We start from the raw sequence: 26,095 nt of genomic DNA on the forward strand, positions 1-26,095 counted from the left end.
ACTCCCAACGATCCGGTGCGGGGTACGTGTCAGTGGGCCGGTCGGTTCATCCGCACTGCGGAATCGCGGCGGGAGACGCGGCGGATCGCTGACCGGCGACCACCCGATCACGGATGGTCAGTGCCCGGCCCGGGCGGCCAGGAGCGACGCCACCGGGTGGCGGCGCCGGTGCCCGTTCGTGCAGCGGCATGCGGGGGGTCATCGTGGGGAATGCTAACCAGCCCGGCCCGGGGACGCAGGTCGTGACGGAGTGTCGCCGCCGAACCGCTCGCGTGCCGATCCCCGGCCAGGCATGTTGGAGACATGCCCGCTCAATCACCGCCCGATCCCGGCCATGAGCGGCACGCCACCCCGGCCACGCCGCCGGAGAGAGCGGGGCACGACAAGCACGCCGGGCACGATCCGGCGATGTTCCGTCGTCGCTTCTGGGTCTGCCTGGCGCTCACCATCCCGGTGGTCCTGGCCAGCCACCTGGTCTGGGACCAGCTGGGTCTGAGCTGGGACGTTCCCGGCCGCTCCTGGGTGGGTCCGGTGCTCGGCTCGGCGGTGTTCTGGTGGGGCGGCTGGCCGTTCCTGGTCGGTGCGGTCCGGGAGGTGCGGGACCGGGCGCCCGGGATGATGCTGCTGGTCGCGATGGCGATCACCGTGGCGTACACCGCGTCCCTGGCGACCAGCGTGGGCGTCTTCGACCTGGACTTCTGGTGGGAGTTGGCCGCGTTGGTCACCATCATGCTGCTCGGGCACTGGCAGGAGATGAAGGCCATCGGGCAGGCCCGGGGGGCGCTCGTGGCGCTGGCCGCGCTGCTACCGGACGAGGCCGAGCGGGTGGCGGCGGATGGCCGGGTCGAGGCGGTGCCGGTGACCGGTCTGCGGGTCGGTGACGTGGTGCTGGTCCGCCCGGGCGGGCGGGTGCCGGCCGACGGGCGGATCATCGATGGCGGCGCCGAGCTGGATGAATCGATGATCACCGGGGAGTCGCGGCCGGTCGCCCGGTCGACGGGTGATCGGGTGGTGGCCGGCACCGTCGCCACCGACTCGGCGATCCGGGTCGGTGTGGAGGCGCTGGGTGAGCAGACCGCACTCGCCGGCATCCAGCGCATGGTCGCGCAGGCCCAGGCTTCCGGTGGGCGGACCCAACTGCTGGCCGACCGGTTCGCCGCGGCGCTGTTCTACGTGGCCACCGGCACCGCCGTGCTGACCGTGCTGGTCTGGACCGCGCTCGGTCGGCCCGACGAGGCGGTGGTCCGTGCGGTCACCGTCCTGGTGATCGCCTGCCCGCACGCGCTGGGTCTGGCCATCCCCCTGGTCGTCGCGCTCTCCACCGCGTTGGCCGCGCGGTCCGGAATCCTGGTCAAGGACCGGTTGGCGTTGGAGCGGATGCGGACGGTCGGCGCGGTTCTCTTCGACAAGACCGGCACGCTGACCCGGGGCGAGCACGTGGTCACCGACGTGGTGACGGTGCCGGGCATCGGGCGGGACGAGGTGCTGCGGATCGCGGCGGGTGTCGAGTCGGACAGTGAACATCCGTTGGCCCGGGCGATCGTGGCGGCGGCCGGACACGCAGGCCCGGCCCCGGCCGCCGGGTTCCGGTCGCTGCCGGGCCGCGGTGTGCAGGCGACGATCGACGGTACGGAGTACGCGGTGGGCGGGCCGGCGCTGCTGCGGGAACTGGGCCAGTCGCTCCCGACGGAACTGGTGACGCCGAACGAGCGGTGGTCGGCGCGGGGTGCGGCGGTGCTGCATCTGGTGCGGCTGCCGGACGCCGTGCTCGGCGCGTTCGCGTTGACCGACGGGGTGCGTCCGGAGGCCCGGCGGGCCGTCGACGAGCTGCGTGCCGAGGGCGTCCGCACCATCGCCATGATCACGGGTGACGCCCGCCCGGTCGCCGAGGCGGTCGCGGCCGAGGTCGGTTTCCGGCCCGGTGTCGACGAGGTCTTCGCCGAGGTCCTGCCGGGGGAGAAGGACGACCGGGTGGCGGAGCTCCAGCGGCGAGGGTTGGTCGTGGCGATGGTCGGTGACGGGGTGAACGACGCTCCGGCGTTGGCCCGAGCGGACGTCGGTATCGCGATCGGCGCGGGCACCGATGTGGCGATCGAGTCCGCCGGGGTGGTGCTGGCGTCCTCGGACCCGCGCGGGGTGGGTGCCGTGGTCCGGTTGTCCCGGGGCTCGTACCGGAAGATGCGACAGAACCTGGCCTGGGCGGCGGGCTACAACGTGGTGGCGCTGCCGCTGGCGGCGGGTGTGCTGGCCTGGGCCGGCGTGGCGTTGAGCCCGGCGGTGGCAGCGGTGCTGATGTCCGCGTCCACCATCGTGGTGGCGCTCAACGCGCAGTTGCTGCGCCGCGTCCGTCTCGACCCGGCGCCGGACTGAGGGGCATCAGCCGCGCTTCATCAGCCGGCCGACTGCCGCCATCATCTCGGTGGCCATCTCGTCGGCCCGGCCCTCGGCCGCCCCCTCGTGCATGCAGTGCCGGGCATGCCCGTCGAGCAGCCCCAGCGCCACCTTGTCGAGTGCGGCCTGGATGGCGGAGATCTGGGTGAGCACGTCGATGCAGTAGCGGTCGTCGTCGACCATCTTCTCGATGCCGCGGACCTGCCCCTCGACGCGGCGGAGCCGCGTGAGCAGCTGGTCCTTGCTGGCGGTGTACCCGCGGATCGGGGTGGGTGCGGTCATGCGAACCAGGATAGCGTACCCCTGGGGGGTATGGTACGGTCGTCTTCGGGTGGGATACCCCCACCGGGTACGGGTAATCCGTTCAGGGAGGCGTTCCAATGGTCAACACGACGTACCAGGTGCAGGGCATGACCTGTGGGCACTGCGTCAGCGCGGTGAGCGCCGAGGTCGGCGCGATCCCGGGCGTGCAGGACGTCCAGGTCGACCTCGCGGCCGGCCGGGTCACCGTCAGCAGCGACCAGCCCCTCGACCCGGCAGTTGTCCGGGCTGCCGTCGACGAGGCCGGCTACGACCTCGTCGACGCGTGATCGGAGGGCGGGCATGCGCACCGTGACGAGACTGGCCGGGTTCGCCGTGGGCCTCGCGGCGGTCTTCGGCACGACGTACGGGATCGGCCGGGTCGTCGACCGCGCCCCGGTGGTCGAGGGCCGGCACGGCGGCGACGGCGCCCATGCGACGGGCGAGCACGACGAGGCGACCGACCGGCTCCCCGGCGGCCTGCTCGTCTCCGACCGGGGCTACACCCTCGAACCGGTCGACGCCCCGGCGGACGAGTTCGCCTTCCGGATCGCCGGGCCGGACGGTCAACCGGTGACCCGGTACGACGTGGCGCACGACAAGCAGATGCACCTGATCGTCGCCCGGCGGGACCTCTCCGGCTTCCGTCACGTGCACCCCGAGCTGGCAGCGGACGGCACCTGGCGGGTCGACACCCCGCTGGCCGGTCCCGGGCTGTGGCGGGCGTTCGCCGACTTCACCCCGACCGGAGGCGAGGCGCTGACCCTCGGGGTGGACGTGACCGTCCCCGGTGAGCTGACCGAACGGCCGCTGCCCGCCCCCTCGACCAGCACCACCGTCGACGGCTACACCGTCACCCTGACCGGCTCGCCGCAGCCTGGCCGCACCTCACCGCTGACCCTGACGGTGAGTCGGGGCGGGCAGCCGGTCACCGACCTGGAGCCCTACCTGGGCGCGTACGGGCACCTGGTGGCCCTGCGCCGGGGCGACATGGCGTACCTGCACGTGCACCCGGACGGGACTCCCGGCGACGGGCGGACCCGGCCCGGCCCCGCGGTCACCTTCCTCGCCGAGGTGCCGTCGGCTGGCAGCTACCGGCTCTACCTCGACTTCCGGCACGGCGGGGCGGTGCACACCGCCGAGTTCACCGTCGTCGCCGGCACCCCAGCGGCCGGCACTCCAGCGGCCGGCACTCCAGCGGCCGACGCCCCACCCACCGGGGGCGACCCGAGCGGACCCGCACCGACCGGGGGCGCCGACCACGGCACCCCCGGGCACGGGCACAACTGACGGGACCAGACGATGACCACCACCAGCAGCAGACCACTGCCCGAGGCGCCGAACCGGATCGAGTTGGCGATCGGCGGGATGACGTGCGCAGCCTGCGCCGCCCGGATCGAGAAGAAGCTCAACCGGATGGACGGCGTGGGTGCCACAGTCAACTACGCCACCGAGAAGGCGACCGTCCGGTACGCCGACGCCGTCACGCCGGACGACCTGATCGAGACCGTGCAGAAGACCGGCTACACGGCCGCACTGCCCAGCGCGCCGACCGAAGAGCAGTCGGTGGACCCGCTGAAGGGCCCGCGTACCCGCCTCTGGGTGTCGGTGGCACTGAGCGTGCCGGTGGTCCTGCTGGCGATGGTCCCGGCCTGGCAGTTCGACTACTGGCAGTGGCTGTCGTTGACCCTGGCCGCCCCGGTGGTGGTCTGGGGTGGGCTGCCGTTCCACCGGGCCGCCTGGACCAATCTGCGGCACGGCGCGGCGACCATGGACACGCTGGTGTCGCTCGGCACCCTGGCGGCGTTCGGCTGGTCGCTCTGGGCGCTCTTCCTCGGCGACGCCGGGATGCCGGGGATGACGCACCCGTTCCGCTTCGACATCACCCGCACCGACGGTGCCGGCAACATCTACCTGGAGGCGGCCGCCGGGGTGACGGTGTTCATCCTGGCCGGTCGCTATTTCGAGGCCCGTTCCAAGCGGACCGCCGGTGCCGCCCTGCGCGCCCTGCTCGAACTCGGGGCCAGGGAGGTGGCGGTGCTGCGGGACGGGGTGGAGACCCTGATTCCGGTGGACCGGCTCGTCGTCGGTGACCGGTTCGTGGTCCGTCCCGGGGAGAAGATCGCCACCGACGGGGTGGTCGACGAGGGCACCTCCGCCGTGGACGCCAGCATGCTCACCGGTGAGTCGGTGCCGGTCGAGGTCGGCCCCGGCGACGGTGTGGTCGGCGCCACCATCAACGCGGGCGGCCGACTGGTGGTCACCGCGACCCGGGTCGGCGCGGACACCCAGCTCGCCCGGATGGCCGATCTGGTCGAGCAGGCGCAGAGCGGCAAGGCGGCCGTGCAGCGGCTGGCGGACCGGATCTCCGGCGTCTTCGTGCCGATCGTCATCACGCTGACCGTCGGCACCCTCGGCTGGTGGCTCGGCACCGGAGCCGGCCCGACCGCAGCGTTCACCGCCGCCGTGGCCGTCCTGATCATCGCCTGCCCGTGCGCGCTGGGCCTGGCCACGCCGACCGCGCTGCTGGTCGGCACCGGCCGGGGCGCGCAGCTCGGTGTGCTCATCAAGGGGCCGGAGGTCCTGGAGTCGACCCGCCGGGTGGACACCGTGGTGCTGGACAAGACGGGCACCGTCACGACCGGCCGGATGACGCTGGTGGACGTGGTGCCGGCGAGCGGGGAGGACCGGGCCGAGCTGCTCCGGCTCGCCGGCGCGGTGGAGGCCGCCTCCGAGCACCCGATCGCCCGTGCCGTCGCCGCCGGTGCCGCCGAGGCCGGCGCACTGCCCCCGGTGACCGGCTTCCGCAACCTCGAAGGGCTGGGCGTGACCGGCACCGTCGACGGAACTGTCGTGCTGGTCGGTCGGGCCCGCCTGCTGCGGGAACGCGACATCGACGTACCGCCGGAGGTCGAGTGGGCCGTGCGCGACGCGGAGGCCGCCGGTCGTACGGCGATCGTCGCCGGCTGGGACGGGCGGGCCCGGGGCGTGCTCGCGGTCGCCGACGTGGTGCGGCCGACCAGTCGGGCGGCGGTGGCCCGGTTGCGCGCGCTGGGGCTCACTCCGGTCCTGCTGACCGGGGACAACACCACAGTGGCCCGGGCGGTCGCCGCCGAGGTGGGCATCGACGAGGTGATCGCCGAGGTGCTGCCGGCCGGGAAGGTCGACGTGGTCAAGCGGCTCCAGGCCGAGGGGCGGTCGGTGGCGATGGTCGGCGACGGGGTCAACGACGCCCCGGCGCTGGCCCAGGCCGACCTCGGGCTGGCCATGGGCACCGGCACCGACGTGGCGATCGAGGCGTCCGACCTCACTCTCGTCCGGGGTGACCTGGACGCCGCTGTGGACGCCATCCGGTTGTCCCGACGCACGCTCGGGATCATCCGGGGCAACCTGTTCTGGGCCTTCGGCTACAACGTGGCGGCCCTGCCGTTGGCCGCCGCCGGGCTGCTCAACCCGATGATCGCCGGTGCCACGATGGCGCTGTCCTCGGTCTTCGTAGTGGCCAACAGTCTGCGGCTGCGACGGTTCCGTTCGGCCACCGCCGATCGCGGACTGTGACGAGGGGAATGGTTGGACCGGTGATGGCCGGGGTATTGCTGGTGTTGTAGCGACGCTTGCAATGGAGGTTGGCAATGGGTATCGACGATAAGATCAACAACGCCACCGAGGACGCGACCGGCAAGCTGAAGGAAGGCGCCGGTCGGGCCACCGACGACGAGCAGCTCGAGGCCGAGGGTCGCACTGACCAGTCCAAGGCCAAGCTCAAGCAGGCCGGCGAGAAGATCAAGGACGCCTTCAAGAGCTGACGTACGACGCACATTGCACGCCGGGCCGGTGATCATCACCGGCCCGGCGTTCTGTCTGTCCGGCGCTTTTCCGTGACCCTGAGATCCCCCTGATTCCGCTTCCGGCACCCACAGCCGCACGCCTCTACCTGCTAACTTCCATTGGCACGTGCGAGGGAAGGTTATGAGCAGCTGGCGGCGGCCGGTTTGGTCACCGCCAACCTGGAGTTGTCGAGGGACGGGAAGGCCATGAACTACTACGAGGTGAAGCCGTTCGCGCTCACACTCACCCCCGAGGTCATCGCGGCGGCGGTCGAGTCGCTGACCGTGCCCCGCTCGGCCGAGCAGCCGGGAGTGGGCCGATGAGCGAGCACGACTGGACCGAGGTGGTCGGCGCGATCGGCATCTTCGCCCTGATCATCAGCGTGTTCACGGTGACCGTCGTCCAGTTGGCCAAGACCCGCCGGGCCCGGCTCGAACTGGCCCGCGCGGACGACTACCGCCGGCTGGCCGAGACGGCAGCCCAGGCCCAGGCCGAGAACGCCCGACTGCTCGCGGCGATGGACGGGCGGCTGGGCGGGATGGAAACCCGGATGACCACGCTCGAGCGCGTCCTGCTCGAAGTCGAGTGACCCGCTGAGAGCAGGAGGCCCCGGGCCGTCGAGCGGCTACTCGACGGCCCGGGTGGAAGCAGCATCACCTCGCCCAGTGGGCGAGCTTCACCGGTAACGCTCCTTCGAGGAGAGGACAGCACCTCATGCTGCGCGTACGCAAATCCGCAGTGGGCTGGGCGGTGGCCCTGGCCCTCACGGCCACCGGCCTGACCCCGGCGAGCCCCGCCGCCGCCCGACCACAGCCCGGCCCGACGATCGACTGGCGGCCCTGCGCCGCAGACTCGGATGCCGATTGCGGCACCCTGTCGCTGCCGGTGGACTGGAACCAGCCCCGAGGTGAGCGCTTCGACCTGGCGTTGGCTCGCCGGGCCGCCGACAAGGCCACCCGCAAGGGTGCGCTGGTCTTCGGGCCCGGAGGGCCGGGCGACAGCGGGGTCGACCGGGTGGTGAACGGCAGCTCCCGGTTCAGTGCCGACCTGCGCCGCCGGTTCGACATCGTCAGCTTCGACCCGCGCGGCACCGGCGGCAGCCACCCGGTGATCTGCGCACGGGACCTGCTCGCCCGGCAGCCGCAGCTGATCGCCGACCAGGCCCAGTTCGACGCGACAGTTGCCAACAACGCGCTGCTGCGCGCCGACTGCCGGGCCCGCACCGGGGCGCTCTACGACCACGTCGACACGACCAGCGCCGCCCGGGACCTGGACGCGGTCCGCGCCGCGCTCGGCGAGCGACAGCTGACCTTCCATGGCAGCTCGTACGGCACGCTGCTCGGGCAGCGGTACGCGGAGCTGTACCCGAAGCGGGTCCGGGCCGTCGTCCTGGAGGCCGCGATGGACCACAGCCTTCGTACCCGCGCCTTCCTCGACAGCCAGGCGGTCACCGCGGAGAACGCGTTCGACGAGTTCGTCGGCTGGTGTGACCGGTCCACCGCCTGCGGGCTCAACGGACGGGACGTCCGGGCGATCTGGGCGGGGCTGCGCGCCCGGGCCGAGAGCGGCACGCTGACCGACCCGGACCGGGCCGGCGTGGTGCTGACCCCGTTCGAGTTGGCCCGGCTCACCCACAAGAAGTTCTACGACACGTGGCGGTGGCCGGGGCTGGCCGACTGGCTCGGCAGGATGGACGCGGCCGCCTCGCCGACCGCCGCGCCCCCGGCCGACGCCACGACGATGGTCGACGCCGTCGCGCCGTACCCCTTCGCGGTCTTCTGCCAGGACTGGAGCCTGCCCGTCCGCGACTACCGGGAGTACGCCGCACACGTGCGCCGGGCGGCCCTGCTCGCACCGGACCTGCGGTATCCGCCGGCCCTGTTCGCGCTCGTCACCTGCCTGGGCACTCCGTCGCCGGTCGCCAACCCGCAACACCGACTGCGGGTCCGCACCGACGTGCCACTGCTGATCGCCGCCACGGTGCACGACCCGGCGAGCGGGTACGACTGGGCCCGCACGGTGGCGCGGCAGTTGGGCAGGCATGGCGCTTTGCTCACCTACCAGGGGTGGGGGCACGGCAGTTACAGCAGCAGCCCCTGCGTGCAACGAGCCGTCGACGCCTACCTGATCGATCAGGTGGTGCCCACCCGTGGTGCCAGCTGCCCGGCCGTCGACCCCGACGTGTGAGCGTGCCGCCGGCCGTCGGGTGGTCAGGTTCACCCGACGGCTGGCAGCGGCGGCTCAGCGGCGTCGGGTGGCGCGGACGACCACGTCGTGCAGCGGGACTTCCCGGCCGGGCACAGAGCGGCGGTGCTCCTCGGCGGTGACCAACTCCCAGGTGGCGCTGTCCAGGCCGGCGGTGATGTCCGCGAGGGTGACCGATGCCTCCTCGGGTGGGTGGTGGCCGTGCCCGGTGGCTTCCGAGGTGTGCAGGTGCCCGACGATCAGCAGGCTGCCACCCGGCGCCACCCACCCGGCGATGCGGTCGTAGAAGGCCAGGTGCGGCATCGCCGGGTGTGCGTAGTGCGTCGTCACCAGATCGAACTGCGTCCCCGGCTCCCAGGTCGTCAGGTCCGCCTCCACCCACCGCACGCGCTCGGGCACCCCGGCGTCCGCCGCGCGTCCGGCTGCGAGAGCGAGGGCGGCGGATGCGATGTCGACAGCGGTGACCTGCCAGCCGTGCGAAGCGAGCCAGATCGCCTCCGTGCCGGCGCCGCAGCCGGCGTCCAACACCGTGCCGGGCGTCAGGCCGGCGGTCTCACGGGCCAGGTACGGGTGCGGGGGAGCCGCGCCGACGGCACCCGGATGATCATGGTGCACCTGGTGCCAGTGCCGATCCCAGTAGCCCTTGTCGAACTCGTGCTGCTCGGTCATCTACCTGCTCCTTCGCATCTCGGTAGCGACTGTGACCGGCTCACCCACCGATCCGCAAAACTTCTTGCCGAATGGCAATATTGGCGACATGGACGAGCCGGACCGCACCCTGAACGCCGTCGGAGCAAGACTGAAGCACCTTCGGCTCCGCCGCGACATCACGCTCACCGACCTCGCCGCGGAGACCGGCATCTCCGCCAGCACCCTGTCCAGGCTCGAAGCCGGCCTGCGTCGCCCCACGCTGGAGCAACTCCTCCCGCTCGCCCGCGTCCACGGCGTGACGCTCGACGAGCTCGTCGGCGCGCCGCCGACCGGCGATCCCCGCATCAACCTGCGCCCCATCGCGTGCAGCGACGGATCGGTCATCCTGCCGCTGACCCGGCGACCCGGGGGCATCCAGGCCTACAAGTACGTGCTCCCGGCCAGCGCCGACGACCGCGAACCCGACCTGCGCACCCACGAGGGACACGACTGGGTCTACGTCCTCAACGGCACGCTGCGACTGGTCCTCGGCGAGCACAATCTCGTCCTCACGCCCGGGGAGGCCGCCGAGTTCGACACCCGCACCCCGCACTGGTTCGGGGCCACCAGCTCCGGCCCCGTCGAGTTTCTCAGCCTGATCGGGAAACAGGGCGAACGCGCGCACGTACGCGCCGCCCCGAAGGCCGATTGACCCAGGTCATCGCTGCCCAGTCAGTCGGCTGGCCTTCAGTTCCAGATACCGCTGCTCGGGCAGGCTCGTGGTGCCGCGTGCCGCGGCCAGGTACGCCTCCCGCGCCGCATCGGCGTCCCCGGCCATCTCCAACAGGTGCGCCCGGACGGCGGCGAGCCGGTGGTGCCCGGCCGTTCGCTCGTCGGCGATCAGCGGTGTGAGGAGCGCGAGCCCGGCCCCTGGCCCGTCCACCATCGCCACCGCCACAGCCTGGTTGAGGGTGATCATCGGGTTCGGCGCGATCCGGGCCAGCAGTCGGTAGAGCGCCACGATCTGCCGCCAGTCCGTCTCCGCAGCTGTCGACGCCTCGGCGTGCACGGCGGCGATCGCCGCCTGGAGCTGGTACGGGCCCGGCGGCGACCAGGTCAACGCCTCGGTGATCAGCGCGATGCCCTCCGCGATGGCGGCCGAGTCCCACCGGGTGCGGTCCTGCTCGGCGAGGGGCACCAGTTCCCCGTCCGGGCCGAGCCTGGCCGCCCGGTGCGCGTCGGTGAGCAGCATGAGCGCCAGCAGCCCGGCCACCTCGCCGTCGTCGGGCAGCAGCCCGCGCAGGATGCGGGCCAGCCGGATCGCCTCGCCGGTCAGCTCGGCCCGGTGCAGGTCCGGGCCACTCGACGCGGTGTACCCCTCGTTGAAGATCAGATAGAGCACCCGGAGCACCGACCGCAGCCGCTCGTCCCGCTCGGCCGGCTCGGGCATGGTGAACCGGGCCCCGGCGGCCTCGATCCGCTGCTTGGCCCGGCGGATCCGTTGACTCATCGTCGCCTCCGGCACCAGGTGCGCCCGGGCGATCTGGGCGGTGCTGAGACCGCCGACCGCGCGCAGGGTGAGCGTCACCTGCGCCGATCCGGTCAGCGCCGGGTGGCAGCAGAGGAACAGCAGCGTCAGGGTGTCGTCCGCGGCCGGGGCCGCCGGCTCCGCGTCGGCCGCCGGCGCCACCTGGGCGTACGCCGGCTCGCGCAGCGCCACCGCCACCTCGCGGTCCCGGCGAGCGCTCTCGCTGCGCCACTCGTCGGTGAGCCGGCGGGTGGCCACGGTGAGCAGCCAGGCGCGGGGACTGTCCGGTACGCCCTGCCGGGGCCACTGTGTCGCGGCGGCCAGCAGCGCCTCCTGGACCGCGTCCTCGCACCGGTCGAACTGGCCGTGCCGGCGGACCAGCAGGCCGAGGACCTGCGGCGCGAGGGTGCGCAGCAGATCCTCGACCGTCCGGTCCTCGGTCACATCTCCGTCCCGGCCTGCTCCATCACCGGGCGGACCTCCATCGCGCCGCCGTAACGGACGTCCGGCCAGCGGGCCGCGATCTCGGCGGCCCGCTGCGGGCTGTCGCACTCGACGGTCAGGTAGCCGGCGAACTGCTCCTTGCTCTCCATGAACGGCCCGTCGACGATCTCGGTGCTGCCGTCGATCTGCCGGACCGTCAACGTCTGCGACGGGTTGGCGAGCGCCTGGCCGTCGACCAGCTCGCCGGTCTCGGTCAGCTCCTTCATGATCTCGTCGACCTCGCCGAAGAGAGTGGTGCGGTCCTGCTCGGTCAGCTCCTCGGTGAAGCCGGGCCGGTTCCAGATCAGCAGCATGTACTTCACGGCGGTGCTCCTCAGGTCTGGTCGCACCCCCGGTCGGGGCGCGGCTCACCGGAGGGTCGGAGCCGACAACCCGTTCCCTACGGCGTACCGAAGAAAATCGCAGATAACTTCCCCGGTGGTGGTCCCACGCCGGTCGGGTCAGCGGCGATCGGGCCGGCCGGGCACCTGTCGGGGCTGCTTGCGCCCGCCACCCACGTCCAGGGAGGCGCGGTCGGCGGCCGACGTGCCGGAGGACCAGCCCTCGGCGTCCCGGACGCTGAGCCGGTGCCGGGTCACGCCGGGGAAGAGGGTGTCCAGTCGTTCCCGGACGGCCTCGCCCCGGGCGGCGAGCACCGGCAACAGTCGCTCCGCCCCGGCCGTCTCGGCCGACGCCTGGTCCGCCGCTTCGGTCGCCGCCTCGGTGGCCGTACGCAGCCGCTCGCCGATCCGCAGCGCGAACGCGTTGAGGAAGGACTCGTCCCACACCTTCGTGCGCCGCCCCGACCCCGACCGGCGCGCAGCGCGCCCGCGCAGCATCGCGGCCGTGGCCTGGACCAGCAGCGACGTGTAGAGCAGCTCCACCGCCACCAGGTCGGCCGGCCAGCCCAGCACGGTGGCGAAGCCGAGATCGTCGGACCAGACCGCCTCGCACCTGTTCGCCGCCGCCACCTCCTGCACCAGCAGCGCCTTCGCGCCCGCGTACGGAGTGTCGGTGCTCAGGCGCACCCCGCCGGGCACGTCGCCGCGCTCCGACCCGGCCGCCAGCAGCGCCTCGTCGATGCTGTGCCGGGCGATCAGCTCCTGCGCCTTACCGGTCAACGCCTCCGCCTCGGCCGGGAAGGTGGTCGACTCGGCCTTCGCCAGCAGCGCCCGGACCCGGTCCAGCATCGGCGACCCGCTGCGCGTCGTGCCCGCCGACCGGGCGGTGAGCGCGCCGGTCGTGCCCGGCGGTGGGCGCAGCACCGCGATCGGCGGCAGGCTCTCCACCAGCGCGAGAGTGTCCACGGCCGCGCGGAGCGCGTCCGCCCGGTCCAGCCCCTCCGCGGCGGTCCAGGCAGCCAGCACGTCATGGCCGTCGTCCCGGACGTCGGCGGTCAACTCGCGTAGCTGGTCGTCCCACCAGGCCGGGATCGGTTCGGCCTGCTCACGCCGTTGGGCGGCCATCGCCTCGCGGACCAGCCGCGCCGAACGGGGGTCGAGCCGCCGGCTGGTGAGCCGGTCCACGTCGACCGGCTGCCAGCCACGCGGCCAGAGCCGGCCCAGCGCGCGGACCAGGCGACGCAGCAGGGCCGCGTCCACCGCCGTGGTGCCGTCCGCCGCGCCGGTGCCGACCATCAGTTGGTCCAGCTGCCGTTCGGCCTGCCGTACGTCGGTGCCGCGCACCGCCGCGAGTGCGTTGGCGACGAGTTCGTCCGCGTCCGGCACGGGCACCTCTTCTCGGGCTCTGGTTGCTCGGCTCGGTGTTCGCTGCCCCTTCAGGCTGCATGATCATGCCGCTAGTGGTGTGCGAGTCGTGAAACGGGGATGGCCCGCGGCGGCGCTGGCTGGGCATGTTTCGACATGTTCGGGGTAGTTTCCGACCTGACCCCCGAGGTGGATGCGAGGTGTGTGGTGGCCGATTCGAGCCTGCCGAGTGCACGCACCGCCGACGTACGTTCCTCAACGCTCGTCGGCGTCCTGATCGGCATCGCCATCATGGCTGCGGTGGACGAGATCGTCTTCCACCAGTTGCTGGCGTGGCACCACTTCTACGACCGGTCCACCCCGTCGGTGGCGCTGCTCTCCGACGGGCTGCTGCACGCCGCCGAGGTGATCATCCTGGTCGGTGGGTTCTTCTGGTTCGCCGACCTGCGTCGACGACGTGCCCTGTCGACCCGGCTGGCCTGGGGCGGATTCCTGCTCGGCGCCGGAGGGTTCCAGGTCTTCGACGGGGTGGTCGACCACAAGGTGCTCCGGCTGCACCAGATCCGCTACGGCGTGCACCTGCTGCCGTACGACGTGGTGTGGATCGCGTCCGGCGCTGTGCTGCTGCTGGCCGGTGCCGCCGTGGTGTGGTGGGCCCGGTCCCGGCGGCCGGGCGACGGCCGTCGGGGACGGTGACCGTGCCGCCCGCGTTCGCCCACGGCGGGCACGTGGCGGAGGGCCCGAGCTGGTTCCCGCTGCTCCCGGTCGTGCTGCTGGCCGTCGGCTACCTGCTGGCGGCCGTACGCGACCCGCGGGGTTGGGACCACCGGCGTACCGCCGCCTGGCTGGTCGGCTGCGCCCTGCTGGCGGTCGCCGTCGGGCCGCTTGCCCCGCTCCCCGACGATCCGCGCGGGCACATGGCGCAGCACCTGTTGCTCGGCATGCTGGCCCCGCTCGGGCTGGTGCTCGGCGCCCCGGTGACGTTGCTGCTGCGGGTCGCCCCGCCGCCCGTACGCCGGGTGGTGGGCCGGCTGCTGCGCGCCCGCCCGCTGCACCTGATCGCGCACCCGGTCACCGCCGCGCTGCTCAGCACGGGTGGGCTGGCGCTGGTGCTGCTCACCCCGCTGTACGCGGCGGCCGAACGTCACTCTGCGCTGCACCACGCCCTGCACCTGCACTATGTCGCCGCCGGCTATCTCTTCGCCTGGTCCCTGGCCGGCCCGGACCCGGCGCCGCGTCGACCCGGCCTGGCGGTACGGGTGGGCGCGCTGCTGGGGGCGGCGGCCGGTCACGCCGTGCTGGCCAAATACCTGTACGCGAACGCCGACACCCTGCCACCCGGCCTCACCGACCGGGACCCGGCGGCGTTCCAGTCGGCCGCCCAACTCATGTACTACGGCGGCGACCTGGCGGAACTGCTCCTGGCGGTGGCCCTCTTCGCCACCTGGTACAACCGCCCCGACCGTCTGCGCCCACCCCGCCCAACCCGGTTGATCAAGAAGTTTGCGTCACCAAAGGACGGTTCTCTGACGCAAACCTCTTGATCAACATGGAGATGGGGTGGTCAGGGCTGCCGAGAGCTGGCTGAGGAAAGTGCGAATGCTCTCCTCGCTGTGGTGGGTTTCGATCTGGTCGTTCAGCGGGCCTGGATGGCGCAGCGCATGGGCGAGCGCCTCCAGCATCTCGGCTCGGTCACCTGGGTAGAGGCCGCCGGTCACCCCGTTGGCGACCCGGGTCACCACTGTGTCGTCGAGCGCCCGGTCGAACTGGATACCGTAGAGGATCCCGTTGACGTGGCCCTTCCAACTGTTCGTACCCATACTCATTCACTCCCGTGGAAGATCCGATCGCGGCACCGGCCCAGCAAGGGCGGCGGTCAGGAGCCTCGCCAGTTTCGCGGATCGGGTGGGGTGGGCGTGGCTCAGCCAGGCGACGCGGCCGATCAGGTGCTCTGCGAACGCCGGATGACCGGCGTGGTTCTGCGCGGCCAGGCCAGTGCGGGCTGCGTTGTGCAGGATCGCGCGCAGTAGGTCGTACTCGGTGCGCGGCACCGCGGGCCGTTCGTTGACCACCAGCCCGGCGAGGAGCTGCCGGTCGGCCCGGCCACGCACCCGGGTCTTGCCCGAGTGCACTCGGAACCCCTCGTCCCGGGTTACCTCCGTCACCGCGGCGAGCAGGTCGGCGACCCGCCGGGGTGGCAGTTCGCCGGAGAAGGCGAGATCGTCGGCGTAGCGCTGATAGGCGAGGTCGAACGCTACGGCCAGCCCGGTCAGCCGACGGTCGAGCCGGAACGCACACAGGTTCGCCAGCGCGGGCGACGTCGGCGCGCCCTGCGGCAGGTGCCCACCGCGCAGCACGGCCAGCCGCCAAGCCCGATCAGGCAGGTCGGCCGGCGCGGTACGCAGCACGGGGGCCGGGGTCCGGGTGGTGCAGATCGCGGTGAGCGCGTGCGCGACGGGCTCCGGGTATCCGGCGGTGCGCAACAGCCCGTACACCCGGCGGGCCGGAACGCTGCCGAAAAACGCGGCCAGGTCGACGCGTACCACCACGGCCTGCCCGGCATGCGCTGCGGCGAACGTGTATGCCGAACGGCCCGGCACGAACCCGTGCGCTGCCGGATGCACCGGTAGCGGACCCAGCACCTCGGCGAGCAACCGCCGGTGCAGCACGCGCAGCCGCGGCTTCGGGGCCTCGATCAACCGGCCACCGGCCGCCCAGCGGTACCGGTAGTGGTGCAACCGATGATCGTCGGTGCGGCGGTTCATTCCTCGCCGGTCGGCGTACCAGTCGAGCTGTTCCGGGGTCAGGTCGAGCAGCCGGGCCAGGTCACCCAGGTCGTCCAGCACCGGAGTCGACCAGGGCCGACGGAGCGTCCGGGTCGGAGTGACCAGGCGGGCGCGGACCACGATCGGTTGGCCGCGCTGCCGCGCCCCGTCGACCACTTCGGTCAGCAGGGCAAGGTCCGCGAGGAAGGCGGCCAGCTCCCGGGGCCGGTCGCGCGGGGCACGGGGGTAACCGGCGAGCACCGCGTCCGCGAGCGGCCACAGCCACCGTCGGCGTACGCCCAGCACCCGCCCACCTGATTCGACCAGGCCGCCGCGCTGCCACCGCTCGGCGGTGAGAAACGCGTCGCCGAGCGCGACGGCCAGGGAGGCGACCGTCGTCACGGCCGCACCGGGAAGGGTGGCAGCGTGCCCCGACGATGCCCGGTCGTACGGGTGCACAGGCTCGCGAAGCGTGCCGACGCACCTGTGGTGTGCTGCCCAGGTGGATGTGACGCCCCCGGGGTTACCCCGGAGGAACCTCGACCGCGCCCCCAAAGGGCTCGCGGCCAGGTCAGCTCGGGGCACGCTGCCATCCGGGCAGCGTAGCCCTGGTCGGCGGTACGGGGTGTGCCCCCGCCAGTCACTGCCACCCGGTGAGGATCTCCTCGACCGGCAGGACGTCCCGTTCCGGGTCCGGCGCGGGGGCCGGTCGGTCAGCCGGCGTCCGGTCGAAGCGTGGCGCTGGCGCCGGCTGGATCTCGCCGCCAACCTCGACGAACGTGCCCCGGGCGGCGTTGTGCGGATGCTGGTGCGCCTCACCGGGGGCGAGCACGGGCGCGACGCAGGCATCCAGGTCGGCGAAGACCGCCGTCCACTCGTCCCGGGTCCGCTCGGCGAACCGCTCGGTGAACCGACGCCGCAGCTCGTCCCAGCCGCTCGGGTCGTACTGCGCGGGCAGGTCCGGGTCGTCGGCGAGGTCGAGGCCCGCGAGCAGTACGGCGTAGAAGGCCGGTTCCATCGCGCCGACGGCCATGAAGCCGCCGTCCGAGGTGGCGTACGTGTCGTAGAACGGCGCACCGCCGTCGAACATGTTGCGCCCGCGCGGCGCCGCCCACAGTCCGGTGCCGAGCAGCCCGTGCAGGAACGACGTGAGCAGAGCCGAACCGTCCACCATCGCCGCGTCGACCACCTGACCGACACCGGAACGTTCCCGTTCCAGCAGCGCGGCCAGCACGCCGACGGCGAGCAGCATGCCACCGCCGCCGAAGTCGCCGAGCAGGTTCATCGGCGCGTACGGGCGCTCGCCGGCACGGCCCAGCGGCTCCAACGCCCCGGCGACAGCGATGTAGTCGATGTCGTGCCCGGCGCGGGCCGCCAGCGGGCCGTCCTGACCCCAGCCGGTCATCCGCGCGTACACCAGTCTGGGGTTGTGGGCCTGGCACACCTCCGGGCCGAAGCCGAGCCGCTCGGCGACCCCCGGCCGGTACGCCTCGACCAGCACGTCCGCCCGCTCGGTCAGGCGCAGCAGGTCCGCCACGCCGGCCGGGGACTTCAGGTCCAGCGTGGTGACCCGCCGGCCACGCTGCAACGGGCCGCCGGTCGGCGCGGCCAGGCGCCCCGCACCCGGAGCGCCCGGCCGGTCCACCCGCACCACGTCCGCGCCGAGGTCCGCGAGCACCATGCACCCGAACGGCGCCGGGGCGAGGCTCGCGAGTTCGACCACCCGCACCCCGGCGAGCGGCCCACCCCGCGCCGCCGTCACGCGACGCCGGCCGTTTCGGCGGGACGGGCGGTCAGCCGGTCGACCAGGTCGGCGGGGGGTGTGAACCGGTCGCCGTAGCGGTCGGCCAGTTCGGTGGCGCGGGCTGCGAAGCCGGCCGGGCCGCCCGCGTACTGCCGGACGTAGCGGATCACCCCGCCGGTCCAGGCAGGGAAGCCGATGCCGAAGATCGAGCCGATGTTGGCGTCGGTCTCGGTACGCAGCACGCCCTCGTCGAGGCAGCGCAGCGCGTCCAGCGCCTCGGCGAAGAGCATCCGCTCCTGGAGGTCGGTGAACGGCACCGCCCGACCAGCGTCGGTGGCCAGGTCGGCAAGGCCGGGCCAGAGCCGGCCGCGGGTGCCCTCGTCGTAGGAGTAGAAGCCGCGCCCGGCGGCACGCCCCGGCCGGTCGTACGCGTCCACCAGCTCGTCGACGAGCCGGTGCGCCGGCAGCGGCAGGAACTCCTCGCTGGCCGCCTCGAACTGGCGGCGGATCCGCTGGATCAGGGTGAGGCTGACCTCGTCGGCCAGCGCGAGCGGCCCGGTCGGATAGCCGGCCTGAAGGGCGGCCTGCTCCACCGAGGCGGCGGGAACACCCTCGGCGACCATGCCGACCGCCTCGTCGATGAACCGGCCGATCACCCGGCTGGTGAAGAAACCCCGGCCGTCGTTGACCACGATCGGGGTCTTGCCGATCCGCCGACCCAGGTCGAACGCCCGCGCCAGCGCGGCGTCACCGGTCCGTTCGCCGACCACGATCTCCAGCAGGGGCATCCGGTCCACCGGGGAGAAGAAGTGCATGCCGATGAAGTCGGCCGGGCGGTCCACCCCGGCGGCGAGCCCGGTGATCGGCAGGGTGGAGGTGTTGGAGGCGATCAGCGCGTCGGGCGCCAGCACCGGCAGCACCTCGGCGAACACGGCCTGCTTCAGCGCCGGGTCCTCGAAGACCGCCTCGATGACCGCGTCGCATCCAGCGAGGGCGTCCACCTGGTCGGTGGTGGTGATCCGGTCCAGCACCGCGCGGGCCTCCGCCTCCGTGGCGCGGCCCTTACGGACCTTGCGGGCCAGCAGCCGTTCGGCGTGCTCCCGGGCCCGCCCGGCGGCCTCGGGCGAGACGTCCCTGACCACGACGTCCAGGCCGGCGCTGGCGCAGACGTACGCGATGCCCGCGCCCATCATGCCGGCGCCGAGCACCGCCACCCGCCGCACCGGCGGAACGTCGACGGACGGTCGGGCGGCACCACCGTTGACGGCCTTCAGATCGAAGAAGAAGGCCCCGATCATGTTCTTGGCGACCTGCCCGGTGAGCAGGCCGATCAGGTGCCGGGTCTCCACGGTCAGGGCGGTCTCCAGGTCGACCTGTGCGCCTTCGACGGCGGTGGCCAGGATCGCCTCGGGTGCGGGCAGCCGGGCACCCTTGAGCTGCTTGCGCAGGGTGGCCGGGAAGGCGGGCAGCTGGGCGGCCAGAGAACGGCTGGCCGGGGTGCCACCGGGCATCCGGTAGTCCGGTCGGTCCCACGGCTGTTTGGGATGCGGGTTCGCGGCGATCCAGGCCCGCGCGCGATCCAGCAGCTCCGCCTCGGTGGCGACCACCTCGTCCACGATGCCGGCGGCCAGGGCATCGGTCGGGCGCATCCGCCGGCCGGTGAGCAGCACAGTGGTCAGCGCACCCGCCAGGCCGAGCATCCGTACCGTCCGGGTGACACCGCCGGCCCCGGGCAGCAGGCCCAGGGTCACCTCGGGCAGCCCGAGCCGGCTGTCCGGCGTGTCCAGCGCGATCCGGTGGTGACAGGCGAGCGCGATCTCCAGCCCGCCGCCGAGCGCGGAGCCGTTGACGGCCGCGACCACCGGCCGGCCCAGTGTCTCCAGGCGGCGCAGGTCCCGTTTGATGGTGCCGAGCAGCTCCGCCAGCGCGGGCGCGTCCTCGCGGGTGGCCCGGATCATCTCGGGCAGGTCACCGCCGGCGAAGAACGTCGACTTCGCGCTGGTCACGATGACTCCGGCCACATCGTCGCGTTCGGCCTCCAGCCGGTCGAGGATCGCGCTCATCGAGGCGGCGTACGCGCGGTTCATGGTGTTGGCGGACTGCTCGGGGTCGTCCAGGGTGAGCGTGACGATGCCGTCGGCGCCGCGGTCGTACCGGATGGTGGTGGTCATTTGTCTTTTCCCCCGGTCAGCAGCGCTCGAGAACGGTGGCGACGCCCATGCCGCCACCGATGCAGAGGGTCACCACGGCGCGGCGCAGGTCGCGGCGCTCCAACTCGTCCAACGCGGTGCCGAGCAGCATCGCTCCGGTCGCGCCGAGCGGATGGCCGAGAGCGATCGCGCCGCCGTTGACGTTCACCCGGTCCGGGTCGAGGCCCAGGTCGCGGACGTACTTGAGCACCACAGCGGCGAACGCCTCGTTGATCTCGAACAGGTCGATGTCGTCGAGGGTGAGCCCGGCGACGGCGAGCGCCTTGTGGGTGGCTGGGATCGGGCCGGTCAACATCAGCGTCGGGTCCGCGCCGGTGACCGCCGCGCCGGCGATCCGGGCGCGCGGGGTGAGGCCGAGATCCCGACCGAGCTGCTCCGAACCGATCAGCACCAGCGCCGCGCCGTCCACGATGCCGGACGAGTTGCCGGCGTGGTGGACGTGCTCGATGGCCTCCAGCCAGTGGAACTTCTGCAACGCGACCGCGTCGAAGCCCGCCGCCTCACCCATCGTGGCGAAGGACGGGGTGAGCCGGGCCAGCGCCTCCCGGGTGGTCTCCGGGCGCGGGTGCTCGTCGACGGTGAGGATGTCCAGCCCGTTGCCGTCACGGACCGGCACCACCGAGCGGGCGAAGTACCCGCCGGCCATCGCCTTGGCGGCCCGCTCCTGCGACCGCAGCGCGTAGCCGTCCACGTCGTCGCGGGTGAAGCCCTCCAGCGTGGCGATCAGGTCGGCGCTGACCCCCTGCGGCACGAACGACGTGGCCAGGGCGGTCTGCGGGTCGGTGGCCCAGGCCGCGCCGTCGGAGCCCATCGGCACCCGGGACATCGACTCCACCCCGCCGGCGAGCAGCAGGTGCTCCCAGCCGGAGCGGATCCGCGCGGCGGCGGAGTTGACCGCCTCCAGCCCGGAGGCGCAGAACCGGTTGAGCTGCACCCCACCCACCTCGTCGGGCAGCCCGGCCAGCAGCGCGGCGGCCCGTGCCAGGTCGCCGCCCTGCTCGCCGACCGGAGTCACGATGCCCAGCAGCAGATCCTCCAGCCGGCCGACGTCCAGGCCGGGATTGCGCTCACGCAGCGCGTCGATCAGGCCGACCACCAGGGAGATCGGCTTGACCCCGTGCAGCGCGCCGGTGTCCCGGCCGCGTCCGCGCGGGGTGCGGACCGCGTCATAGACGTACGCCTCAGAGGGCACGGGCGATCAGCTCCTTCATGATCTCGTTGGTGCCGCCGTAGATCTTCTGGACGCGGGCGTCGGCGTACATCCGGGCGATCGGGTATTCCGTCGTGTAGCCGTAGCCGCCGAACAGTTGCAGGCACCGGTCGATGACCTCGCACTGCCCGTCGGTGAGCCACGACTTCGCCATCGCCGCGGTCGCCACGTCCAGGTCGCCACGGCTGTGCCGGACGATGCAGTCATCCAGGAAGACCCGGCTGACCCGGGTACGCGTCGCGCACTCGGCGAGCACCATCCGGGTGTTCTGGTGGCCCATCAGGGTCTTGCCGAAGGCGGTGCGCTCCTTGGCGTACGCGACGGTCAGCGCGACGGCCCGTTCCATGGCCGCGACCGCGCCGACGCCGATCACCAGCCGTTCCTGCGGGAGTTGCTGCATGAGCTGGATGAAGCCCAGCCCTTCGGCGCCGCCGAGCAGGTTGGCCGCCGGTACCCGGAACTCGTCGAAGAACAGCTCTGCGGTGTCGTTGGCGTGCAGCCCGATCTTGGACAACAGTCGGCCGCGGCGGAAGCCCTCCGGGTCGCCGCCCACCTCGCAGATCAGCAGCGAGACGCCGGCTGCCCGCTGCTCGGGGTCGGTCTTCACGGCCACGATGATCAGATCGGCCAGACCGCCGTTGGTGATGAACGTCTTCGCGCCGGTGACCAGGTAGTCGTCGCCGTCACGGACCGCCCTGGTCCGCATCGCCTGAAGATCGGAACCGCCGTCCGGCTCGGTCATCGCGATCGCGCCGACCAGCTCGCCGGTGCACAGGCCGGGCAGCCAGCGTCGCTTCTGCTCCTCGCTGCCGTACGCGACCAGGTAACCGGTGACGATGCCACTGTGGACGGCCAGCCCGAGGCTGCTCTCCCCGGTGTACGCCTGCTCGTGCAGCATCACGGCCTCGTGGGTGAACCCACCGCCCCCGCCGCCGTACTCCTCCGGGACGGACAGGCCGAGCAACCCCAGCTCGCCGGCGCGCCGGTAGTGCTCACGGTCCGGGTGGCCCTGCTCCTGAAGGCGGTCGGCGTGCGGCAGGACCTCCTTGGTGAAGAACGTGCGGGCCAGGTCGGCCAGGTCGTCGTGCTCCGGCTCGCGCCAGGGCGAGAGGGGACCGTCGAGTGGGGGCGTCGGCATGTGCACCACCCTCGCGCGCTGTTGGCGGCATGTCAATAAGTAGAGATCCACGGGCGGGGGCCGGTTCTGGGTCGTCCGCGAAGGGCAGATGTCCGCAGCCCGTCAGCGCCACGTGCCGGGCGTACGCCTCGCGACTGCCCGCTACGACGGCGACTCACGTCGTCCGGATGTCGCCAACCGCTCAGCGAGTGCGACGACACGGTCGCGGAGTTCGTCCGGGCGTTCGATGACGAACGGCAGGTCGAGCGCGGCGAGCACACCGGGTAACCAGTCGAGACTCTCCGCTCGGATCTCCACGTCCTGCCAGCCTTCGTCCGCACCCTCTCGCACCTCGGCGACGCTGGCCGGTAGCTGCCTGCGGATCTGCTCCTGTGTTCCTTGTATCCGTAGCGACACCGCATGCTGGTACGGCGCCTGTGCCATCGAGGCGAGGAGATGCCCTGCCGGATCGTTCCCGGCGGGCGGCTCGAACGAGCCGGGCAGCGTTCTCGCGTCCGCGATGCGGTCGAGCCGAAGGGTCCGATCCTCACCGATATCCGGATCGGCCCCGATGACATACCACCGGCCCGCATGGTTGACCAGCCCGAACGGATGCAGGGCGCGGACGCTACGCCTGCCGTTGCGCGAGGTGTACTGGAGTGAAATCGGCCGGTGCTGGCGGACCGCCTCGGCGACGGTGAGTAGCACATCTGCCTGCGGCGCAGGGAAGTCGTCGGGTTCGGTGGTGAAGGCTAGGGACTGGAGTACGGCGTCCAGCCGGTCCGCGATCCGCGACGGCAGGACGCGCCGGATTTTCGCGGCGGCAGTCTCACCCGCCGTACCTGTAGCCGTCGCCAGCCCGGCACGGCGGCCGGCAACCAGGCCGAGCAGGACGGCCAAGGCTTCGTCGTCGCTGAACATCAGCGGCGGCAGACGATAGCCGGCGGCGAGCCGATACCCGCCGTAGCGACCGCGTACCGACTCCACTGGCACGTCGAGGTCGACCAGGTGAGTCACGTAGCGCCGCACCGTGCGCGGTTCGACACCGAGGCGCTCGGCAAGCTCGGCCATTGTCCGGACGCCGCCGGACTGCAAGAGCCCCAGCAGTGCGAGCACCTGGGCTGTCGGTCGTGCCATGGTCTGAACCTAATCCGAATACTGGACCAGATCTGTCCGGTATTCAGGTTAGCGTCCTGACGACAGACCGGTCCCGACCGTACTGAGCAGGGAGAAGACAGTGGATTTTGTCTCGATCCGCATCATCACTGGCGACATCAACCGCCTGGTCGGCTTCTACGAGAAGATCACCGGCGTGCAGGCGGCCTGGGGCAACGAGGACTTCGCCGAGTTGCGCACTGCCCACGGCACGCTGGCGATTGGCAGTACCCGCACGGTCCCGCTATTCGCGCCAGGGTCGGCCCGCCCGGCCGACAACCACACTGTGATCATCGAGTTCCTCGTGGCAGACGTGGACGCGCTTTACAAGAAGCTGAAGAACGTGGTGGAGGACTTCGTGAACGAGCCCACGACCATGCCCTGGGGTAACCGAGCCCTGCTCTTCCGCGACCCCGACGGCAACCTGGTCAACTTCTTCACCCCGGTCGTCGACCGGGTGCAGCGAGCGCGAACGGCGGCCGATCGGTGAGCTGCCGATAGGGTCGGGCAGATGAGTGTCGAGACGGCTCCGCGTCGCCGCCGTTTGGAGCCGGACGCCCGGCGGGGGCAGATCCTGGCGTGTGCGGTCCGGCTGTTCGGCGAACGCCCGTACGCGGACGTGTCGACCACCGACATCGCCCGGGAGGCCGGTGTCGCTCGCGGCCTGGTCAACCACTACTTCGGTGCCAAGAAGGGCCTCTACCTGGAGGTCGTCCGGGTCATGGTGACCATCCCGGAGGTCGCCGTGGAGCGCCTGCCCAAGGGGGACCTGCGGACCCGGGTCGACGCCAGCGTCACCTGGTTCCTCGACGTGGTGTCCCGGCACAGCACCTCCTGGCTCGCCGCCGTCACCGCCCGGGGGATGGGCGGCGACGCCGACGTCGAGCGGGTGCTCGCCGAGGCCGAGGAGGTCGCCGCGGACCGGATGCTCGTCGCCGTCGGTCTGGCTGGTCAGGCCGCGCACCACGAGGAGCTTCGCGGCATGGTGCGGGCGTACTGCGGGTTGGCGACGTCGACCGCCCGGGAGTGGCTGCAGCGTGGCGCGTTGACCCGCGCACAGGTGCACCTGCTGCTCACCACCACCCTGTTGACCATCGTCGAACAGGTCATCCCGCAGGTCATCGCCGATGACGGTCCGACCCGGTCGGCGGTGCCTTCCGCCTAGTACCTGACCAGGGTGGGTGACGCAGGCCAGGGAAGCGATGGCGCGGGTGAAATAGGCATACGAGCTATGGTTATTTCACTGACCCAGGGGTACGCCAGTGCTTGCGGCACCTGGTTCGTCACATCACCGAGGGGGACGCATGAATCCATCCGCCCTGTCCTACGAGGTTTTCGTCTCGGATGGTCCGGTTCGAGCGGGTGACCAGCGCATGCCGGACGGCTCGCGGATCCACTGGAACCCGATCTCGTCCACGCTGATCTTCGGGACCGAGGAGGCGCTCCTCGTGGATCCCCCGTTCACTCACGAGCAGATCGCGACGGTGGGTGACTGGATCGCACAGTCGGGCAGACGGCTGACCCACATCTACGCCACACACGGGCACGGCGACCACTGGTTCGGCGCCGGTGAGCTGGTCAAGCGCTTCCCCGGGGCCGTCACCTACGCGACGCCCGGCACCATCGACGTCATGCGCCAGCAGGCCACCGTCGGGCGGAGCCAGCTGTTCGACCAGGTCTTCCCCGGCCTGATTCCGGAAACACCGGTCGACGCCGTGCCCGTGCCTGCCGAAGGATTCCTGCTCGAGGGCAACCTCATCCAGCCGGTCGAGACCGGGCACACCGACACCGACCAGACGACAGTCCTGCACGTCCCGTCGATCGGCCTCGTGGTTGCCGGTGACGTCGTCTACAACGGTGTTCACCAGTACATCGTGGAAACAGTCGACGGTGGCCTGCGGGAATGGCTCAAGGCTCTGGACCGCGTCGAGGCGCTCGCGCCCCGCGCAGTCGTCGCCGGCCACAAGAACCGGGACCGCCCGGACGGCCCGGCCAGCATCGATCAGACCCGGAACTACCTGCTGAACGTGGAGCGGCTGCTGGCCGAGAAGCCGACCGCCCGAGAGTTCTTCGACGAGATGGTGCGGCTCTACCCAGACTGGGTGAATCCGGGACCGGCGTGGTACGGGGCGCTCGCCCTGCTCGGTGAGTGAGCTGATGGTGCCCTCGGTTCCCGAACGCGCGGCAGGTGTGGTGGTCGCGCCGTGGATCGCCACCGCCAGATACGACCTGGACCAGGCCCCAGGCGGCCTCGGGCTCGTCCAGGATCTGCTCAACACGATCTCGGCCGGCATGCCACGGCAGGCCGATCTCCTTGACGACCTGACCAGTGCTACCGAGTGGGCACAGCAGGCCGTCGCCCAGTGGTCGACGGCCACCGGGCGGCCGGCACCCGACGTCACGCTTGACGCTGCGGGCCTCCGGACGCTGCGGATCTTCCGCGAGGAACTGCGGGACGAGATCGACGCCAGACTCCACTTCCCGGCGGAACCTGGGCAACCCGGCGCCGGGGCGCCGGACCGTGCACCGACCGGGTCTCGGACCAGCGGCGCCATCCTTCGGCTCGATCGGAACGGATCCGTCCACCTCGACCCCGCCGGGGTCGGAGCCGATCTGCTGATCTCGCTCGTTCTCACCGCGCTGTTCGAGGCGCAACTCGCCGACGCCGGGCGACGAGTCAAGACCTGCCGCAACCCCCGCTGCCGGGTGGCGTTCTACGACCGCTCGCGCAACAACAGCGGGGTGTGGCACTCCGTGCGTGTCTGCGGGCACCCGACCAACCTGCGCGCCCACCGCGCACGCCAGCGGCAAGCGGATTGACCT

At 72.1% G+C, this 26,095-nt stretch carries 26 protein-coding genes; 14 read left to right on the forward strand and 12 right to left on the reverse strand.

Annotated elements, in window-relative coordinates; genetic code table 11:
• The first annotated feature begins 303 nt into the window (after positions 1 to 303).
• On the forward strand, positions 304 to 2,370 hold the full coding sequence (locus AC3CF1_RS22215) for a heavy metal translocating P-type ATPase (RefSeq protein WP_435794799.1): 2,067 nt from the start codon (positions 304 to 306) through the stop codon (positions 2,368 to 2,370).
• 6 nt (positions 2,371 to 2,376) lie between these two features.
• Here the strand turns inward: AC3CF1_RS22215 and AC3CF1_RS22220 are convergent, their stop codons facing one another.
• Positions 2,377 to 2,673, reverse strand: coding sequence for a metal-sensitive transcriptional regulator (locus AC3CF1_RS22220; RefSeq protein WP_088951268.1), 297 nt, complete (start codon positions 2,671 to 2,673; stop codon positions 2,377 to 2,379).
• A gap of 98 nt (positions 2,674 to 2,771) precedes the next feature.
• Here AC3CF1_RS22220 and AC3CF1_RS22225 point away from each other — a divergent pair, with 98 nt between their 5' ends.
• The 6 genes from AC3CF1_RS22225 (at position 2,772) to AC3CF1_RS22250 (ending at position 8,706) form a co-directional block, all read left to right on the forward strand.
• A complete protein-coding gene (locus tag AC3CF1_RS22225; RefSeq protein WP_088951269.1) occupies positions 2,772 to 2,981 on the forward strand; it encodes a heavy-metal-associated domain-containing protein in 210 nt (69 codons plus the stop codon).
• Between the two features lie 13 nt (positions 2,982 to 2,994).
• Complete coding sequence (locus AC3CF1_RS22230; RefSeq protein ID WP_488451170.1) at positions 2,995 to 3,981, forward strand: hypothetical protein; 987 nt, start codon at positions 2,995 to 2,997, stop codon at positions 3,979 to 3,981.
• Positions 3,982 to 3,993: 12 nt separating this feature from the next.
• Complete coding sequence (locus tag AC3CF1_RS22235) at positions 3,994 to 6,249, forward strand: heavy metal translocating P-type ATPase (protein WP_488451171.1); 2,256 nt, start codon at positions 3,994 to 3,996, stop codon at positions 6,247 to 6,249.
• A 74-nt stretch (positions 6,250 to 6,323) separates the two neighbouring features.
• Positions 6,324 to 6,497: a CsbD family protein gene (locus tag AC3CF1_RS22240; protein ID WP_088951272.1), complete on the forward strand. Its 174-nt coding sequence runs from the start codon at positions 6,324 to 6,326 to the stop codon at positions 6,495 to 6,497.
• Positions 6,498 to 6,838: 341 nt separating this feature from the next.
• Positions 6,839 to 7,108: a hypothetical protein gene (locus AC3CF1_RS22245; RefSeq protein WP_088951273.1), complete on the forward strand. Its 270-nt coding sequence runs from the start codon at positions 6,839 to 6,841 to the stop codon at positions 7,106 to 7,108.
• A 125-nt stretch (positions 7,109 to 7,233) separates the two neighbouring features.
• Positions 7,234 to 8,706, forward strand: a complete 1,473-nt coding sequence (locus tag AC3CF1_RS22250) for an alpha/beta hydrolase (protein WP_488451172.1) — start codon at positions 7,234 to 7,236, stop codon at positions 8,704 to 8,706.
• A 54-nt stretch (positions 8,707 to 8,760) separates the two neighbouring features.
• Here AC3CF1_RS22250 and AC3CF1_RS22255 read toward each other — a convergent pair whose 3' ends face one another.
• Positions 8,761 to 9,393 carry a class I SAM-dependent methyltransferase gene (locus AC3CF1_RS22255; RefSeq protein ID WP_488451173.1) on the reverse strand — a complete coding sequence of 211 codons (633 nt, stop codon included), beginning with the start codon at positions 9,391 to 9,393 and terminating at the stop codon, positions 8,761 to 8,763.
• 88 nt (positions 9,394 to 9,481) lie between these two features.
• Between AC3CF1_RS22255 and AC3CF1_RS22260 the strand changes: the two genes are divergently transcribed.
• Entirely contained in the window at positions 9,482 to 10,066 is a 585-nt protein-coding gene (locus tag AC3CF1_RS22260; RefSeq protein ID WP_488451174.1) for a helix-turn-helix domain-containing protein, read from the forward strand.
• Positions 10,067 to 10,072: 6 nt separating this feature from the next.
• Here AC3CF1_RS22260 and AC3CF1_RS22265 read toward each other — a convergent pair whose 3' ends face one another.
• The 3 genes from AC3CF1_RS22265 to AC3CF1_RS22275 all read right to left on the reverse strand — a co-directional run bounded on the left by AC3CF1_RS22265 (position 10,073) and on the right by AC3CF1_RS22275 (position 13,092).
• Positions 10,073 to 11,326 (reverse strand): RNA polymerase sigma factor, encoded by a 1,254-nt coding sequence (locus AC3CF1_RS22265; protein ID WP_488451175.1) that lies wholly within the window; start codon positions 11,324 to 11,326, stop codon positions 10,073 to 10,075.
• A complete protein-coding gene (locus AC3CF1_RS22270) occupies positions 11,323 to 11,679 on the reverse strand; it encodes a YciI family protein (protein ID WP_231927527.1) in 357 nt (118 codons plus the stop codon). Before AC3CF1_RS22270 ends, AC3CF1_RS22265 begins: the two co-directional genes overlap by 4 nt.
• Before the next feature lie 147 nt (positions 11,680 to 11,826).
• Positions 11,827 to 13,092, reverse strand: coding sequence for a DUF2786 domain-containing protein (locus AC3CF1_RS22275; RefSeq protein ID WP_354982618.1), 1,266 nt, complete (start codon positions 13,090 to 13,092; stop codon positions 11,827 to 11,829).
• Between the two features lie 186 nt (positions 13,093 to 13,278).
• Here AC3CF1_RS22275 and AC3CF1_RS22280 point away from each other — a divergent pair, with 186 nt between their 5' ends.
• Both AC3CF1_RS22280 and AC3CF1_RS22285 read left to right on the forward strand, forming a co-directional pair.
• Entirely contained in the window at positions 13,279 to 13,767 is a 489-nt protein-coding gene (locus AC3CF1_RS22280; protein ID WP_354982619.1) for a DUF2243 domain-containing protein, read from the forward strand.
• Positions 13,764 to 14,615, forward strand: a complete 852-nt coding sequence (locus AC3CF1_RS22285; protein ID WP_488451176.1) for a cytochrome c oxidase assembly protein — start codon at positions 13,764 to 13,766, stop codon at positions 14,613 to 14,615. Before AC3CF1_RS22280 ends, AC3CF1_RS22285 begins: the two co-directional genes overlap by 4 nt.
• Here the strand turns inward: AC3CF1_RS22285 and AC3CF1_RS22290 are convergent, their stop codons facing one another.
• The 7 genes from AC3CF1_RS22290 to AC3CF1_RS22320 form a co-directional block, all read right to left on the reverse strand.
• Positions 14,616 to 14,891 carry a hypothetical protein gene (locus AC3CF1_RS22290; protein WP_488451177.1) on the reverse strand — a complete coding sequence of 92 codons (276 nt, stop codon included), beginning with the start codon at positions 14,889 to 14,891 and terminating at the stop codon, positions 14,616 to 14,618.
• Positions 14,892 to 14,897: 6 nt separating this feature from the next.
• The gene (locus AC3CF1_RS22295; protein WP_488451178.1) at positions 14,898 to 16,238 is read right to left on the reverse strand and encodes a reverse transcriptase family protein; all 1,341 of its coding nucleotides are present in this window, start codon (positions 16,236 to 16,238) and stop codon (positions 14,898 to 14,900) included.
• Between the two features lie 238 nt (positions 16,239 to 16,476).
• On the reverse strand, positions 16,477 to 17,598 hold the full coding sequence (locus AC3CF1_RS22300) for a CaiB/BaiF CoA transferase family protein (protein WP_488451179.1): 1,122 nt from the start codon (positions 17,596 to 17,598) through the stop codon (positions 16,477 to 16,479).
• Complete coding sequence (locus tag AC3CF1_RS22305) at positions 17,595 to 19,751, reverse strand: 3-hydroxyacyl-CoA dehydrogenase NAD-binding domain-containing protein (RefSeq protein ID WP_488451180.1); 2,157 nt, start codon at positions 19,749 to 19,751, stop codon at positions 17,595 to 17,597. The genes AC3CF1_RS22300 and AC3CF1_RS22305 overlap by 4 nt, the downstream gene beginning before the upstream one ends.
• Positions 19,752 to 19,767: 16 nt before the next feature.
• On the reverse strand, positions 19,768 to 20,982 hold the full coding sequence (locus AC3CF1_RS22310; protein WP_141907727.1) for an acetyl-CoA C-acetyltransferase: 1,215 nt from the start codon (positions 20,980 to 20,982) through the stop codon (positions 19,768 to 19,770).
• Positions 20,972 to 22,138 (reverse strand): acyl-CoA dehydrogenase family protein, encoded by a 1,167-nt coding sequence (locus AC3CF1_RS22315; protein WP_355159758.1) that lies wholly within the window; start codon positions 22,136 to 22,138, stop codon positions 20,972 to 20,974. Before AC3CF1_RS22315 ends, AC3CF1_RS22310 begins: the two co-directional genes overlap by 11 nt.
• A gap of 141 nt (positions 22,139 to 22,279) precedes the next feature.
• Positions 22,280 to 23,233 (reverse strand): helix-turn-helix transcriptional regulator, encoded by a 954-nt coding sequence (locus AC3CF1_RS22320; RefSeq protein ID WP_488451181.1) that lies wholly within the window; start codon positions 23,231 to 23,233, stop codon positions 22,280 to 22,282.
• A gap of 121 nt (positions 23,234 to 23,354) precedes the next feature.
• Between AC3CF1_RS22320 and AC3CF1_RS22325 the strand changes: the two genes are divergently transcribed.
• The 4 genes from AC3CF1_RS22325 (at position 23,355) to AC3CF1_RS22340 (ending at position 26,092) form a co-directional block, all read left to right on the forward strand.
• Positions 23,355 to 23,762 (forward strand): VOC family protein, encoded by a 408-nt coding sequence (locus AC3CF1_RS22325; RefSeq protein WP_355159753.1) that lies wholly within the window; start codon positions 23,355 to 23,357, stop codon positions 23,760 to 23,762.
• A gap of 21 nt (positions 23,763 to 23,783) precedes the next feature.
• Complete coding sequence (locus AC3CF1_RS22330) at positions 23,784 to 24,437, forward strand: TetR/AcrR family transcriptional regulator (RefSeq protein WP_210792464.1); 654 nt, start codon at positions 23,784 to 23,786, stop codon at positions 24,435 to 24,437.
• Positions 24,438 to 24,576: 139 nt separating this feature from the next.
• A complete protein-coding gene (locus AC3CF1_RS22335; protein WP_355159751.1) occupies positions 24,577 to 25,425 on the forward strand; it encodes an MBL fold metallo-hydrolase in 849 nt (282 codons plus the stop codon).
• Entirely contained in the window at positions 25,418 to 26,092 is a 675-nt protein-coding gene (locus tag AC3CF1_RS22340) for a CGNR zinc finger domain-containing protein (RefSeq protein ID WP_355159748.1), read from the forward strand. Before AC3CF1_RS22335 ends, AC3CF1_RS22340 begins: the two co-directional genes overlap by 8 nt.
• The last annotated feature ends 3 nt before the right edge of the window (positions 26,093 to 26,095 follow it).

Source organism: Micromonospora sp. MGP-C2 (genome assembly GCF_057766525.1).